Genomic DNA, 14,442 nt, shown 5'->3' with positions numbered 1-14,442 from the left:
CCCCGTCGACCGGGTCGGCGACTCCACGTACCCGATCGGCTCTATTCCGTAGCCAGACGTCGCGGCATCACTCCGCGGCCGCACGAACACTCTCAGGTGATGCCGCCACAAAGGACAGTCACGTGCCCGACTCATCCGTTTTGGTCGCTTGTGCAGAGAGCGCATCGGCGCTACTGTCTTGCTGCGACAACGACGAATGCGTTGATCTCTGCGATGGGATGCGACCGCGCGAATCGCGATCAATCCCAAGCGTCGACACATTCACGCCAAGAGCATTTTGGTGTTCCTCATCGAGAATCTTGACGAAGCGCTTGCGAGACCTGGAACTGAGATAGGAGAAGCGCCAGGCGTCCCACCACTCCCGGGCTATCCGCTCGTTGAAAAGACGCGAAGCGTTTGTCCGCAGCGTACGCACCGACATCATCCGCAGATCCCACGCCATGGCCCAGTGGCTGACGATGAGGTTGGCGTAGACCTTCAGGGTCGCGTCACCGTCCACAGTGGGGTCGACGCCGTCGACGTAGAGGAACTTTGGATCTTGAAGCGCCAGTTTAGCCAGCTCAAGGTGCTGCGCCTTAAACGAATAGAGCTGCGTCATGCGGTTCTGCCGCCACTGCAGCAGGAGGGACGCGGCCACGCCACAAAAGGCCAGGCTGGACAAGATCGCGGAAACACCGGCATACGCGTCGCCGACATTGGCGAGGAAGTCCCAGTCTTGACGGCTCCCACCGAGCCGACCGAGAAGGACCGGCGCCCGGAGCATCAGGATCAACAACGCCACGCCAAAAGCGATCACGAATACCGCCGGCCACGACGGCCAGCCATCTCGACGGCGCAGCACAACGACCTCCTTGAGCCACGCTAGCTGGGCCCCTCACAGGGCATTGTCATTGTTACACCAGCCATCAATTTCTCCAACGATTTCGATCTCTGCCCGACGCACCCGAGAAGTGGAACCGCTATAATGCGCAACTCCCGAGCACCAATATCGCCTTTGCGGAAATGGTCAACGGATAGGGCCGTCCCGGTTAGCTTGACAATCGGCACGTCTGCCACATCGACGGGGGAAAGGTTGCTCCATGCCTAGGACGATCAGAACACCCTGGTACAAGAGCACGCGCAGCGCCATGGGAAACGAGTGCGTCGAGGTACGGGCCTCCGGGCAGGTCGTGCAGCTACGCGACTCGAAGCACCCGGACGCCGCGACCCTCTCGTTCGTCCGGGGGTCGTGGCACGGCTTCATCGCGGGGGTGAAGCTGGGCGAGTTCGACCGGACGGGATGAGGCTCGCCGCGGCGGGCGGCCCGTTGACGCGTGCCGCGGGGCGGGCACCGCGCCTCGGGCTGAGCCGCGGGGCGTACGATCGTCTGCCTGACCGGGCGAAGCAGAAGGAACTTCGGGTTGCCAGGAGTACAGGTACCGGACGAGCAGGTCGCACCAACGCCGCAGGCGCAGGCACCGGAGGAGCGCAGACGACCGGCCTGGCGGCGCGGCCTCTCCATCGGGTTCACCGTCCTCGCCGCCGCCCTCGTGCTCGCCGCCCTCGTCGCCCCCGACGACCTGGAGCTGCTGCGCCCCGGCGCCTTCGCCCGGATACCCCTGGAAGCCCTCGTCGGCTGCGCGCTCCTGCTCCTGCTCCCGGCGACACCGCGCAAGGCGGTGGCCGCCGCCGCGGGCGCGCTCCTCGGGGTCCTGGCCGTGGTCCGCCTCCTCGACATGGGCTTCCTCTCGGTGCTCGACCGCCCGTTCGACCTCGTGCTCGACTGGGTGCTCTTCGACGACGCGCTGGTCGTGCTCCGCGACTCGGTAGGGCAGGCGGGCGCGGTCGGCGCGGTCGTCGGCGCGGTGGTGCTGGCCGTCGCGGTGCCGGTGCTCCTGGCCTTCTCGGTGCTGCGACTCTCCACTGTGGCCGCCATGCACCGCACCGCCGCCGCGCGGGTCGCGGGCGCGCTCGCCGCCGCGTGGGTGGCCTGCGCGGTCGCCGGGGTGGAGGTCGTGCCGGGCGAGCCGGTCGCCGCCCGGGACACGGCCGCGCTCGCGTACGACCACGGGAAGCAGGTGGTCACCAGCTTTCAGGACCGGCAGGAGTTCGCGGACGAGGCGGCGGTCGACGCGTTCCGGGACGTCCCGCCGGAGCAGCTGCTCGCCGGCTTGCGGGGCAAGGACGTCGTGCTCGCGTTCGTGGAGAGCTACGGGCGGTCCGCGGTGGAGGACCCCGAGTTCGCGACGCGGGTCGGCGGGCTGCTCGACGAGGGGACCCGCCGGCTCGCCGCCGCCGGGTACGGCTCACGCAGCGGCTGGCTCACCTCGCCCACCTCGGGCGGCGGCAGCTGGCTCGCCCAGTCCACCCTCCTGTCCGGTCTGTGGATCAACAACCAGCAGCGGTTCCGCACGGTGACCTCCAGCGACCGGCTGACGCTGAGCGGCGCGTTCGGCCGGGCGAACTGGGACACCGTCGGCGTCATGCCGGGCATCACGCGGGCCTGGCCGGAGGGGCGCTTCTACGGCTTCGACCGGGTGTACGACCTGCACACGCTCGGCTACCGCGGCCTCGGCTTCAGCTGGGCGACCATGCCCGACCAGTACACGATGCTCGCCTTCGAGCGGCTGGAGAACGCCAAGCCCGGCCACCCGCCGCTGATGTCGGTGATCCCGCTGGTCTCCAGCCACGGCCCGTGGACCCCGCTGCCCAAGTGGCTCGAGTGGGACCAGGTCGGCGACGGCTCGATCTACATCAACGAGGCGCGGGAGGGCGATACGCCCGAGGAGGTGTGGAAGGACCCGGAGCGGGTGCGCACCCAGTACCGCCTCTCCATCGAGTACTCGCTCAACACCCTCGTCTCGTACGTGGAGAGGTTCGGCGACGACAACCTGGTGATGATCTTCCTCGGCGACCACCAGCCGGCGCGGATCGTGACCGGCGCGGACGCCTCCCGCGACGTACCCATCTCGATCGTCGCCCGCGACCCGGCGGTGCTCGACCGGATCTCGTCGTGGGGCTGGCAGGAGGGGATCAAGCCCGGCCCGCAGAGCCCGGTGTGGCGGATGGACAGCTTCCGGGACCGCTTCCTGACCGCCTACGCCCACTGAGAAACCCACAAACGGCCATCAGAACCGCACGCGCTCCACGAGCCAGCGGTTCGAGATCCTCCGGGTCCACCGCTCGCGCACCGGCGCTGGACACTCCCGGTCGACGGGCATCTATCCACTCTTCGCCCCCCGGTCACACGCGCGGCGACAGCAACCACGAAGATTCCTCACGATCGATCCATCCGGATTGTGGGGAGGAAGCATGTTCAAAAGGTCCACTGTGGCCGCCGTCGCCGCCGCGACGCTCGTGGCCGCGGGGCTCGCGGTGCCGTCGCCGGCCGCCGCCGCGCCCAGCCGGGCACAGCTCGCGCTGCGCTGGGCGCCGATCCACCACCAGGACGTGGACGCCACCGGCAGCCACGCGCTGGGCGGGCGCGCCGACTACATCACCCGCGTCGACTTCGACGGCGACCTCGACGGGCGCAACAACTGGGACCGCGCCGGCCAGTCCGGCACCTCGCTCGCCGCGGCCGCGTACTACTCGGTCGCCGAGACCAGCACCCACTGGTACATCACGTACCTCTTCTTCCACCCCCGCGACTGGGTCGACCACCCGTTCTTCGAGACCGAGCACGAGAACGACGGCGAGGGCGTCATGTTCGCCATCGAGCGGGACGGCTCGGAGTACGGCGTGCTGCGCGGCGCGGTCTCCGTCGCGCACACCAACTTCTACTCGTACACGCCGTCGGGCAGCGCCTGGACCGGCGGCCGGGAGAACGTCGACGGCACGCTCAACTTCGCCGCGTCGCCGCACGACTCGTTCTCGCACCCGGTGACCGCGCAGGAGGCGCAGGGGCACGGCCTCAAGGCCCACCCGCAGTACGCCATCAACGGCGACGGCATCGTCTACTACCCGTCGACGGCCGGCGAGACGCCCAGCGACGGCAACGACCGCGACGTGCGCTACCAGCTCATCGACATCTTCGCGGCCGGCGGGCTGTGGGCGCAGCGAAACAACCCGAGCCTCTTCGCCAACCTGGGCACGTTCGCCGGCGACACGTCGGGCGGGTGCGGCTCGGGCACGTTCGGCTGCGGCACCAACTCCGCGAACGCGCCGTGGGGCTGGGACGACGGCGACGACCTGCCCGGGCGCGGCGAGATCGCGACCGACCCGGCCAAGCTCTCCGCCGAGTACTTCACGATCCCCGGCGGCGTCTCCCGCTCGTACACCTACAACCCGTACACCGGTGCGGCCGCCGCGCTGAAGGAGGCGGCGAAGACCGCGCCACGCGTGGTCGACTGACGGTCCGGTGCGGCCGGGCGCGTGGGCGCCCGGCCGCTCACGGGTACGGCGGTCGGGGGTGGTCAGCCGTCGACGAGCAGCGCGCCCACCTCGGCGGCGCGGTCGCCGAGCACCTCGCGGAGGCGGGCGGCGATCTGCTCCGGGGTCTCCCCCGCGCCGACCGCGGCCAGCACCTCGCCGGGTACGCCCTCGATCTGGGCGCCGATCGCGTCGAGGTCCTTCTGCAGCTGCTTCCTGGTCTCGTCGTCGATGTGGCTGACGGCGCCGGCGAGCGCCTTGACCGCGCCGGTCATCCAGCCGGCCCACACGTGCAGCGGCACGCGGCCCGCGCCGGTGGGGCTCGGGACGCCCTGGGCCAGCACGAAGTGCGAGTCCCTGAGCTGCCTGGCCTGCTCCGGGGTCATGTCCTCAACGTCCTCTCCGATTTTCGCGCCGGCGAGCGCCTTCGTCACGTCGTCGCGGAACCTGCGCATGCTGAACGTGGGGTCGGTCTTGGTCGACTTCTCCCCCTTCGGTGCCGGCTTCGGCTGGTGCTCCTTGTGGCCGGCGATCCGGCTGACCGGGATGTCCAGCCGGCGGGCGAGGGCGGCGACGCCGCGCACGTACGACGCGTACTGCCGTTCCGTCCACTCCTCACCGTCCCGGTTGGAGTGCTGTGCTTCGATGCCGAGCAGGACGGAGTTGCCGAAGCCCCGGTTGGGGCCGGCCCAGCCGACCTTGTTGTGGTTGCACTTGCCGGAGGCGACCACGTGCCAGTCGCCGGTGCGCGACAGGTAGAGCTGGGCGATCGGCGGCGGTGCCGTCGCCGACCCGTGCAGGAGGGTGTGTATCTCGCCGCTGTCGGTGGAGTCCGCCGAACCGGCGGTGGCGTGGCAGGTGATGCCGCGGATCGTGCCCAGCGAGCCGCCGCGGGTCTTCCAGCCCGGGACCTCGTGCACGGTGAGGCCGGCGTCCCGGAGCACCTGCGCGAGCCACAGTAGACGTGCCATGACCGCGATTGTGGTGCGGCCGGAAATGCTCGTCTACGGGTGCGTCACCCACCCGTGCGGTCGTATTGCGGACAGCATCATCCGGCGTGTCACGCGCTCAGGAGAGCAGGTCGATGAGGCGGCCGGCGTTTCGCTGCGCGTAGTCGCTGTAGCAGTTGTTGGTGAGAACGTGCATCTGCTCCGTCTCACCGGCCAGCTTCTTCAGTTTCGGCGCCCACTCTTTCAGCTCGCCGTCACTGTAGAGGTAACCGAACTTCTCGTAGATGTTCTTGCTGGTCCACTTCTCGCTGTGGCCGTGGAAACGCACGACGGCCAGGTCGGCGGTGGCGGCGAGCACCGGCGGAACCGACGACTTGTACCCCTGCGGCATGTCCACCGAGACGTACGGCAGCTTGTGCTCGCGCAGGAACTCCAGCGTCTCGTCGCGGTTGGCGCCCTCGAACCAGGAGGCGTGCCGAAACTCGTACACGGCGCGTAGCGGCCGCACCCGGCGCTGCACCTCCAGCAGGTACTGCTTGTTGGCCCGGCGGATGGTGAACCAGGGCGGGAACTGGAACAGCAGCGCGCCCAGCTTGCCCGCGTCGACCAGCGGCTGGAGGGCGGCGAGGAAGCGCTCCCACACCTGCTCGTACGCGGCCGGGTCGAGGTCGCCGGGATAGACGTTCTTCTTCTCGGTCTCCGGCCGCAGGTCCTTGTAGATCGCCGAGACCTTGGTCGGGTGGCCGGTCAGCAGGCTGAACGCCTTGACGTTGAACGTGAAGCCGGGCGGGGTGCGGGCCGCCCAGAGCGCGGCGGTCTGCTCGGCCGGCGGCGAGTAGTACGTGGCGTCGACCTCGACCAGCGGGAACTTCTCCGCGTAGTAGCCGAGCCGCTTTTCGGGCGTGTCGGCGCTCTTCGGGTACCAGCCGGACTCCAGCAGGGTGCGGTCGGTCCAGGAGGCGGTGCCGACCTTGATCTCACCCACGTCAACCAGTCTGCACCAGAGCTGTGCCACCCGCGCTCGCTCCGCTCGCTGTCCGCGCTAGCCGCGCTCGCTCCGCTCGCCCAGCGCGGGGTGCCGGGGGTCGTCCATCCGCACCACCAGGTCGGCGAAGGCCGCCGGATCGACCTCGTCCGCGTACCGGGCGTAGGCCGGCAAGGTCCACCGCTGGTCGGCCGGCATCCGCCGGTCCAGCGCCGCGGGCGACAGGACCAGGTGCAGGGCCACGTCGAACGGGAGGCCGCCGCCGAGCAGAAACTGGCCGCTGACGAGCACCGCCGCTCCGGGTGGCGCGGTCACGTAGGGCGCGCGGGTGGCCCGGTCGGTCGCCGGGTCCCAGAGGCTCGGCAGCAACCGTCCCGTGCCGCCCGGGGCGAGCGGGTCGAGCACCTCGCGGCGCAGCCCGGCCTCGTCCAGCCAGCCCAGGTAGAAGGCGTCCGGGTTGTCCCGCCCGTACTCGAAGCGCAGCGACGCCGGCCGCAGGAACCCGGCGGCCGGGACGTGGACGGCGGCCCTCCCGCGGGCCCGGAGCGGGTCGACCAGCGCGGCGGCGAGGCGGTCCGGGTCGGCCGGGGGCGGCCCGTCGACGGCGACCCGCAGCCACTGCCCGGCGCGGTCGGCGGCGAGCCGGTCGGCCAGCTCCTCGACCAGCAGGTCCGGGGTGATGGGACGCACGCGCACCCCACCAGCCTCCCTCAGGCGCCACGAGGGCCGGGCGGCGGCTCAGGCGTCGCGGTCGACGACCACCCGGGCGTCGTCGGCCAGGCGGTAACCCACCCCGTACACGGTGGTCACCAGCGGCACGTGCATGCCGATCTTGGAGCGGAGCCGGCGGATGTGCACGTCGACCGTACGGGCGCCGGCGTGCTCGTAGCCCCAGACGCCGGTCAGCAGCTGGAGGCGGCTGAACACGCGGCGCGGGTTTTCGGCCAGGAAGAGCAGCAGGTCGAACTCCAGCCGGGTGAGCCGCAGCTGCTGGTCGCCGAGCAGGACCGTGCGGGAGGCGGCCAGGACGCGCAGCGTGCCCTCGCCGGCCGGCACGGCGGCGGTGGCGGTGTCCGGCTCGTCGCTCTCCTCCTCGGCCAGCGGCTCGGCCGCCGGCGGCGAGAGGCTCACGGTGCCCTCGCCGCGCTCGACGAGCTCGCGCGCCACTTCGAGGAGGCGGAAGGCCTGCGGGGTCAGCCCGTCGTCGCTGGCGAGCGGGATAGAGAACGTCACGGTGAGTGTGGGCGAGCCGCCCGCCGGGCGGCGACCGCCGGGAGTCCGGCCCGGCCCGGGTGGCTGCGACAGGTGCCATCCGGTGCGGGTGGACGTGGCGACGACCGACATGGGTCCTCCTCAACGATCGGATATCGCCCGCGCGTCCGGCACGCCAATTGGGCCGGTGCTAGTACGGCGAGACGAATCCCCAGGAAACTCGAGTTTTTGCAGCGGTGTCACCGGGCCAATTTCCCGGCGACATTCCACCCGTCAAACGGTTTCCGATCAGGGAGAGACCCACCCGTAAGGTAGGACGAATAGAGGCGCAGAAGGCACACGAGTTTCCCCAACAGACCGCATGGCACGATCGTCCCGGCCCGCCGGGTCTCCGGTCAATAGGCGCGGGCGTTGCAGAAATGTGACAATCGACAACCTTTGCGGGAATCGATATCTCTCACTCGATTTAGCCATTGCACGCTGAAAGGGCCGGCCACGCTGCGTGAAACGGTCGGGTATCGTCTCCCTGCTGTGGACATGCTGACGACCCCGGGGCAGCGCCGGTCGGCGCTCGCCGCGCTCACGCTGCGCCTTGGGCGCCGACGCCGTCCCTCCTCGTCGCCTCGCCCCTCGGATCGGACGTTGTCGGCCCCGGGGCGCACAGCGCGCCTGCTGGCCACGGTGGCCGCCGGAGCGCTGCTGCTGCTCGGCACCTTCTGGGGCGTCGACGACGACTTCCCCTTCGGCCCCTTCCGGATGTACTCGACGGCGCCCGGCGCCGACGAGCCGGCCCCCGACACCCGGGTGGAGGGGGTCGACACCACCGGCGCGGTCGTGTCGCTGACCGAGCGGAGCACCGGCATCCGGCGGGCCGAGATCGAGGGGCAGCTGGCCGCGTACGAGGCGGACCCGTCCCGCCTGCGCCAGGTCGCCGACGCGTACGCGACCCGCAACCCGTCCGCGCCGAGGCTGGTCGAGGTGCGCATCGTGATCCGCTACGAGGGTGTCCGGGACAGCCGCCCCACCCGTACCCATACGGACGAGACGGTGGCCTCGTGGAGACCGTGAGACGCTGGCTCTTCGAGCCGGTGCCGCGCGGCCGGATCGCCGCCTTCCGCACGCTCGTCTACCTCTTCGTCGTCGCCGACCTGACCGTGATCACGCCGTGGGTGCGTACCCACGCCCACGTGCCCGGCGACCTGTACCAGCCGCTGCTGGTCGGCCGGCTGCTGCCGCTGCCCACGCCCACTCCCCTGCTCGTACACGGGATCTTCTGGGCCCTGCTCGTGGCGAGCGTGGCGGCGGCGACCGGACGCGCGCCGCGGGCCCTGGGCTGGACGGTCTTCGCGCTCTACTTCGAGTGGATGATCATCGCGATGAGCTACGGGAAGGTGGACCACGACCGGTTCGGCTTCCTGGTGGCGCTCGCGGTGCTCCCCACGGTGGGGCGGGCCCGGCACGGCGACGCCACGCCCACCGAGGCCGGCGGGTGGGCGCTGCGGGTCACCCAGATCGCGGTCGTGTGCACGTACTTCCTGGCCGCGTTCGCCAAGCTCCGCTTCGGCGGCGTCGACTGGCTGTGGAGCTCGGTGCTGGCCCGCGCGATCATCCGCCGGGGCACCGACTTCGCCGACCTGATCGCCCAGGTGCCCTACCTGCTGATCGCCGCGCAGGTCGGGATCGTGGCGTTCGAGCTGCTCAGCCCGCTCATCTTCGTGCTGCGCGGCCGCTGGCGGTACGCGGGGATCGCGTTCTTCTACACGTTCCACCTGTTCACGTACGCGACGATCACGATCTCGTTCGCGCCGCACCTGGTGGCGATGGCGTCGTTCCTGCCGCTGGAGAAGGTGCGGCCGGTCTCCTGGCTGCGCGCGCGGTCGCTCCGCCCCCGAGCCGGCAGCGGGATCGCTCAGACCTGAGCGTCGTGCCGGGGCACCGCGCAGGCGGCCGTGCCGCCCGGCATGCGGTGCCGGTTGCGGGCCACCCAGCGGTACGCCGGCCAGGCCAGCGCGCGGACCGGCGGCAGGCGCAGGACCGCGCCGGCCGGGCGCCACCAGGGGCGGCTGGAGCGCAGCAGCAGGGCGATCGCGTCCGGGCCGGCGGCGGTCGCGCCGGTGCCGGGGTCGACCCACTGCACGGCCTCCGCGCACCGCTCCGCGGTCAGCCCGAGCGCGTCGAGGTCGGCGAACTGCCACGGCACGATCCGGGCCGGCGTCGGGACGCGGCGCCGGGCGAACTCCGCGCACGAGGTGCAGAAGGCGCAGTCACCGTCGTACACGAAGGTCGGTCGGTCCATACCCTCCATGGTGCCCCACGCGCCGGCGGTCCGCGCCGCCGCGGTGGTCAGGCGTCGACGAGCTCGACGCGGGCGTCGTCGGCGAGGCGGTAGCCGATGCCGTACACGGTGGTGACCAGGGGGACGCCGTCGCCGATCTTCGCGCGCAGCCGGCGCACGTGGACGTCGACGGTGCGGGCCACCGCGTGCTCGTAGCCCCAGACCGCGCCGAGCAGCTGGAGGCGGGTGAAGACCCGGCGCGGGTTTTCGGCGAGGAAGACCAGCAGGTCGAACTCCAGCCGGGTCAGGTCGACCGGCGCACCGCCGAGCGTCACGGTGCGGGAGGCGCGGGAGAGCCGGATCTGGCCGGGCTCCTGCGCCGCGGGCAGCGCGAGCGGCTCGGCGGGCGCGACCGGGGTCGGCGTGATCGTCACCGTGCCCTCCCCGCGGTCCACCAGGTCGCGGACCACCTCCAGGAGGCGGAACGCGTGCGGGCTCATCGACTCGCCGGCCAGCGGCACCGTGAACGTCACGGTGAGCGCCGGGCCGGGCGTGCCCGCGGGGCGTCTGGGCGCCCGGCCGGGGCCGGTGAGCTGCTGCGGGTGGCGGCGCTGCGGGATCGCGATGACGCTCATGACGGGGCTCCTCAGGTGGTCGGCCGTAACCGGGGGTCGCCCGGTGCGACGGCCTGCTGGAGGTATCGGTAGACGTCCGCCGGGCCGAAGGCGGGCAGCCCGGCCAGGCGCCAGGCGGCGAAGCCGCCCACGAGGTCGGTGGCGCGGTGCAGCCCCAGGTCCTGCAGGGCGGCCGCGGCGAGGGAGGAGGTGTAGCCCTCCTGACAGAAGACGATCACGGGCAGGTCGTACCGGCCGGCGATCGGGAGCCGCGCGGCGCTGCGCGGGTCGAAGCGCCACTCCAGGACGTTGCGCTCGACGACCAGTGCGCCGGGGATCTCGCCGCTGGCGGCCCGCTGGGCGGCCGGGCGGATGTCGACCAGGTGCGCCCCGCGCCGGTACGCGAGGTGCGCCTCCTCCGGCTCCAGCCGGCGCAGCCGGGCCCGCGCCTCGGCCAGGATCTGGTCGATCCCCTTCGACCCGCCAGGCGCCCGGTCGGTGTGCTGCCCCGGACAGGAAAGTGCCGTTCTCACTGGGCCAACCTTTCGCCGGGCGGACTCGGAACGCTCGTCCTCGCGCTCACCAGGACACCCCCGCGCGCTCGACCTCGGCCACCCGGAGCTTGCCGTCGACCAGCCGGTAGCGGGTCATCGAGCGCAGCGCCGGCGCGTACACGTGGATGCTGACCGCGGGCACGGTGCCCTCGTTGGCGACGCCGTGCACGTGGTGGCTGCCGAAGCGGCGGCCGGAACCGGCGGGCAGGTCCATCTTGCGCACCCGCCCGCCGCCCGGGGCCCCCGCGGAAACGTGGAGCGAAGCGGAGCGTTTTTGTGGGGTGGTTATCGCCGTCCGCTCGACCAGGGCACCGGAGACCACCGTGAACGCCCCGGCCGAGCCGCCGTGGTCGTGCCAGTCGGTGTGCTGGCCGGGCAGCCAGGTCAGGAGCCAGACCTCGTGCTCCGGCGTCTCGGAGAGCCGCGCGTACCACCGCTCGACCGGGTCGTACCGGGGCTGGATCGGCCATGAGTCGGGGTCCGCCGCCCACCGCCGCGCCGCGGCGAGCAGATCCGAGAAGAACGTCATGGCACACACCCTACCCTATAAACCCCATCGGTCTAGTAGGGATGGCCGGAATTTCCTACGCGCCGCCTTCCTTCAGCTCCACCGTGGTGGGCTGGAACGAGGTCCCGTTCACGTCCACGCCGGCGCCCTTGAGCGCGTCGATCGCCTTCTGGACGTACTCGTTGGTGTAGGCCGTCCCCTCCGGCTGCTTGGTGATGACCGTCTGCCCGTCCTGGTTCTTGGTGGTCAGCGAGAGGTCGACGGTCTGCTTCCAGGCGGTCTCGTCGAGCAGGCCGACCCCGTTCGGCGACGGCCAGACGAGCTTGTTGACCTCGTTCATCTGCCAGAGCTGGTGGCTGGCGCCGAGCTTGGAGCCGCGCTTGACCACCAGGTCGCGGCACTCGGCGGCGTTGTCCCGGCAGTACGCCCAGCCCTTGAGCGAGCCGGTGAGGAACTTCACCGCCGTCTCCTGGTACGCGCTGTCGCCCGCGAGCTTCTCGCTGTTGGCCCAGACCGCGTCCTGCAGCATGGCGGTGCCGACGTCGTTCCAGTTGAGGACCGTGAAGTCGGACGGCTGGTAGAGCGCGCCGGTCTTCGGGTTCTTCGCCTCCAGCAGCTGGGCGTACTCGTTGTAGCTCATCGCCTGCGCGGCGTCGATGTCCCGGCGCAGCAGCGCCTGCATGTCGAACTGCTGCTGCACCAGCGTGACGTCCTTGCCCGGGTCGAGCCCGGCCTTGGTCATCGCGGCGAAGAGCTCGAACTCGTTGCCGAAGCCCCAGTTGCCGACCTTCTTGCCCTTCAGGTCGGCGGGCGCCTTGATGCCGCTGTCCGCGAACGACACCTGGTATGTGCCGGAGCGCTGGAACACCTGGGCGATCTCGGTGATCGCGGCGCCCTGCTCGCGCGAGGCGAGCGCCTTGGGCACCCAGGCGACCGCGAAGTCGGCCTGGCCCTGGGCGAGCACCGTCTGCGGAACGATGTCGACGCCGCCCTCCAGGATCTGCACGTCCAGGCCCTGCTCGGAGTAGAAGCCCTTGTCGACCGCGGCGATGTACCCGGCGAACTGGGCCTGGACGAACCACTGGAGCTGTAGCTTGACGGTCCTGGTGCCGCCGGTGTCGCCGCTCGGGGTCGCCGGCTCGTCCGCGGTGCCGCAGGCGGCGAGCGCGAGGACACCCGCGAGCGCGCCGCCAATCATCTTTCTCATCGCATCCTCCAAGGGGGGGTGAGTTATCCGGAACGGCGCCACGGCGTGGCGAGCCGTTCCAGGCCGAGCGCGGCGGCGTAGAAGAGCAGACCGAGCACGCACGCGCCGACCACGAAGGCCCAGGCACGCGGGTACGCGGTGTTCGCCGCCGCCGAGGTGATGCGGGAGCCCAGGCCGTCCTGCAGACCGCCGAAGTACTCCGCGACCACCGCCGCGATCACCGCCAGGGAGGACGCCTGGCGCAGACCGGTGAAGACGAACGGGAGGGCGCCGGGCAGCCGTACCAGCCGGGTGAACGTCCAGCCGCCGGCGGCGTAGCTGTCCATCAGCTCCCGGTGGGTGGGGTCGACCTGGCGCAGCCCGCGCAGGGTGTTGACGAAGACGGGGAAGAAGACCACGATCGCGACGACCATGCGGCGGGGGATGCTGCTGGTCGACTCGAACATGTTGTTGAGGATCGGCGCGAGCGCGATGATCGGCAGCGCGTTGAGGGCCGCGGCCACCGGGATCGACGCCTCACCGAGCAGCCGGAAGCGGCTGGCCGCCATCGCCGCGAGGATGCCGAGCAGCGCGCCGGCGACCAGGCCGACGAGCGCGTTGGCCCCGCTCGCCTTCCCGGTCTGCCAGATGATCTCGCGGCTGAGCCAGAACTGCTCCCCGATCGCCGACGGCGCCGGCAGGATGAACGGCGCCACCCGGCCGGCCTTGACGACCAGCTCCCACAGCGCCAGCCCGCCGACCCCGACGGCCAGCGGCGGCAGCAGCGCGCGTAGCAGGCCGGAGAGCCCGCGGGCGCGCCGGCGGCGGCCGAGCGTGACCGGCGCGGTCGGGTCGGCCGCGACCACCGGGTCGGCGGTCGCGCTCCCGGCCTGCCACACTCCTCCGCTCGGCGCCGGTCCGCCGTCGTGGCTGACGCCGGTAGCCTCGCGACTGCCGCTCATGAGGCCGCGACCTCGGTCGAAGCGGGCGCGGGCGTACCGCGCAGCGCCTTGCGCACCTTGGTGATGCCGGCGAAGAAGCCGGCCGACTGCCGGGTGGCCTCGGTGCGGTCGCCGAGGTCGATCTCGATCACGTCGGTGATCCGCCCCGGGCGCGGGGACATGACGACGACCCGGTCGGAGAGGTAGACCGCCTCGGGGATCGAGTGGGTCACGAAGATCGTGCTGGTGCCGGTCCGCGCGCAGATCCGCAGCAGCTCGTCCTGCAGCCGCTCGCGGGTCATCTCGTCGAGGGCGCCGAACGGCTCGTCCATCAGCAGCAGCGGCGGGTGTACCGCGAGCGCCCGCGCGATCGCGACCCGCTGCTGCATGCCGCCGGAGAGCTGCGCCGGGTAGTGGCCGGCGAACTCGGCGAGCCCGACCAGGTCGAGCATCTCCCCCGCCCGCTCCCGCCGCTCGGTGCGGGAGGCGCCGCGCAGTTCGAGGGGGAGCTCCACGTTGCGCCGCACGGTGCGCCAGTCGAAGAGGCCGGCCTGCTGGAACGCGATCCCGTACTCCTGGTCCAGCCGGGCCCTGCGGGCCGGCTTGCCGGCGACCGTGACGGTGCCCTCGGTCGGCGGCACCAGGTCGGCGACGAGCCGCAGCAGCGTGGACTTGCCGCAGCCGGAGGGGCCGATCAGCGACACGAACTGTCCACTCTCGACGGTCAGGTCGACGCCGGTGAGCGCGACGACCTGGCCGGCGCGCCCCGGGTTGAAGACCTTGCCGACGCCGGTCAGCTCCACAGCGGCGGTCATGCTGCGCCCACCCTTCCCGCCAGGACCCCGGCGGCTCGCTCGCCGCGCTCCC

At 71.6% G+C, this 14,442-nt stretch carries 17 protein-coding genes; 5 read left to right on the top strand and 12 right to left on the bottom strand.

From position 1 onward, the window contains the following. Window positions 1-118: 118 nt before the first annotated feature. On the bottom strand, window positions 119-841 hold the full coding sequence (locus tag RB614_RS05335) for a DUF6082 family protein (protein ID WP_308711220.1): 723 nt from the start codon (window positions 839-841) through the stop codon (window positions 119-121). A gap of 238 nt (window positions 842-1,079) precedes the next feature. Between RB614_RS05335 and RB614_RS05330 the strand changes: the two genes are divergently transcribed. From RB614_RS05330 to RB614_RS05320, 3 genes are all read left to right on the top strand, one after another. Continuing rightward, a complete protein-coding gene (locus RB614_RS05330) occupies window positions 1,080-1,283 on the top strand; it encodes a DUF397 domain-containing protein (protein ID WP_308711219.1) in 204 nt (67 codons plus the stop codon). Window positions 1,284-1,400: 117 nt separating this feature from the next. Continuing rightward, complete coding sequence (locus tag RB614_RS05325; protein ID WP_308711218.1) at window positions 1,401-3,089, top strand: alkaline phosphatase family protein; 1,689 nt, start codon at window positions 1,401-1,403, stop codon at window positions 3,087-3,089. 202 nt (window positions 3,090-3,291) lie between these two features. Beyond that, a complete protein-coding gene (locus RB614_RS05320; RefSeq protein ID WP_308711217.1) occupies window positions 3,292-4,332 on the top strand; it encodes a hypothetical protein in 1,041 nt (346 codons plus the stop codon). Window positions 4,333-4,394: 62 nt separating this feature from the next. Here RB614_RS05320 and RB614_RS05315 read toward each other — a convergent pair whose 3' ends face one another. The 4 genes from RB614_RS05315 to RB614_RS05300 all read right to left on the bottom strand — a co-directional run bounded on the left by RB614_RS05315 (window position 4,395) and on the right by RB614_RS05300 (window position 7,629). After that, the gene (locus RB614_RS05315) at window positions 4,395-5,321 is read right to left on the bottom strand and encodes an N-acetylmuramoyl-L-alanine amidase (protein WP_308711216.1); all 927 of its coding nucleotides are present in this window, start codon (window positions 5,319-5,321) and stop codon (window positions 4,395-4,397) included. Window positions 5,322-5,418: 97 nt separating this feature from the next. Next, on the bottom strand, window positions 5,419-6,285 hold the full coding sequence (locus RB614_RS05310; protein ID WP_308711215.1) for a DUF72 domain-containing protein: 867 nt from the start codon (window positions 6,283-6,285) through the stop codon (window positions 5,419-5,421). A 57-nt stretch (window positions 6,286-6,342) separates the two neighbouring features. After that, on the bottom strand, window positions 6,343-6,981 hold the full coding sequence (locus tag RB614_RS05305) for a nucleoside/nucleotide kinase family protein (RefSeq protein ID WP_308711214.1): 639 nt from the start codon (window positions 6,979-6,981) through the stop codon (window positions 6,343-6,345). A 42-nt stretch (window positions 6,982-7,023) separates the two neighbouring features. Beyond that, a complete protein-coding gene (locus tag RB614_RS05300; RefSeq protein ID WP_308711213.1) occupies window positions 7,024-7,629 on the bottom strand; it encodes a winged helix-turn-helix domain-containing protein in 606 nt (201 codons plus the stop codon). A 549-nt stretch (window positions 7,630-8,178) separates the two neighbouring features. On the opposite strand from RB614_RS05300, the gene RB614_RS05295 reads away from it, so the two are divergent. Together RB614_RS05295 and RB614_RS05290 are read left to right on the top strand one after the other, a co-directional pair. Beyond that, on the top strand, window positions 8,179-8,565 hold the full coding sequence (locus RB614_RS05295; protein WP_308711212.1) for a hypothetical protein: 387 nt from the start codon (window positions 8,179-8,181) through the stop codon (window positions 8,563-8,565). After that, window positions 8,562-9,416, top strand: coding sequence for an MFS transporter permease (locus tag RB614_RS05290; protein WP_308711408.1), 855 nt, complete (start codon window positions 8,562-8,564; stop codon window positions 9,414-9,416). Before RB614_RS05295 ends, RB614_RS05290 begins: the two co-directional genes overlap by 4 nt. Here the strand turns inward: RB614_RS05290 and RB614_RS05285 are convergent. The 7 genes from RB614_RS05285 to RB614_RS05255 are packed head-to-tail and all read right to left on the bottom strand — an operon-like array spanning window position 9,407 to window position 14,390. Continuing rightward, window positions 9,407-9,793 carry a thiol-disulfide oxidoreductase DCC family protein gene (locus RB614_RS05285; RefSeq protein ID WP_308711211.1) on the bottom strand — a complete coding sequence of 129 codons (387 nt, stop codon included), beginning with the start codon at window positions 9,791-9,793 and terminating at the stop codon, window positions 9,407-9,409. The two genes, RB614_RS05290 and RB614_RS05285, sit on opposite strands and share 10 nt — an antisense overlap. A 47-nt stretch (window positions 9,794-9,840) precedes the next feature. Beyond that, window positions 9,841-10,407: a winged helix-turn-helix domain-containing protein gene (locus RB614_RS05280; protein ID WP_308711210.1), complete on the bottom strand. Its 567-nt coding sequence runs from the start codon at window positions 10,405-10,407 to the stop codon at window positions 9,841-9,843. An 11-nt stretch (window positions 10,408-10,418) separates the two neighbouring features. Then, window positions 10,419-10,919, bottom strand: coding sequence for a rhodanese-like domain-containing protein (locus RB614_RS05275; protein WP_308711209.1), 501 nt, complete (start codon window positions 10,917-10,919; stop codon window positions 10,419-10,421). Window positions 10,920-10,965: 46 nt separating this feature from the next. Then, a complete protein-coding gene (locus RB614_RS05270) occupies window positions 10,966-11,469 on the bottom strand; it encodes a cysteine dioxygenase (RefSeq protein ID WP_308711208.1) in 504 nt (167 codons plus the stop codon). Between the two features lie 55 nt (window positions 11,470-11,524). Next, complete coding sequence (locus tag RB614_RS05265; protein ID WP_308711207.1) at window positions 11,525-12,655, bottom strand: ABC transporter substrate-binding protein; 1,131 nt, start codon at window positions 12,653-12,655, stop codon at window positions 11,525-11,527. A gap of 23 nt (window positions 12,656-12,678) precedes the next feature. Beyond that, complete coding sequence (locus RB614_RS05260) at window positions 12,679-13,596, bottom strand: ABC transporter permease (RefSeq protein ID WP_308711206.1); 918 nt, start codon at window positions 13,594-13,596, stop codon at window positions 12,679-12,681. Beyond that, the gene (locus tag RB614_RS05255; RefSeq protein WP_308711205.1) at window positions 13,593-14,390 is read right to left on the bottom strand and encodes an ABC transporter ATP-binding protein; all 798 of its coding nucleotides are present in this window, start codon (window positions 14,388-14,390) and stop codon (window positions 13,593-13,595) included. Before RB614_RS05255 ends, RB614_RS05260 begins: the two co-directional genes overlap by 4 nt. Window positions 14,391-14,442: the final 52 nt, after the last annotated feature.

Source organism: Phytohabitans maris (genome assembly GCF_031085175.1).
Classification (GTDB): domain Bacteria; phylum Actinomycetota; class Actinomycetes; order Mycobacteriales; family Micromonosporaceae; genus Phytohabitans; species Phytohabitans maris.
The sequence above is the reverse complement of the archived record's forward strand: the minus strand, read 5'-3'. Positions and strand labels throughout refer to the sequence as shown.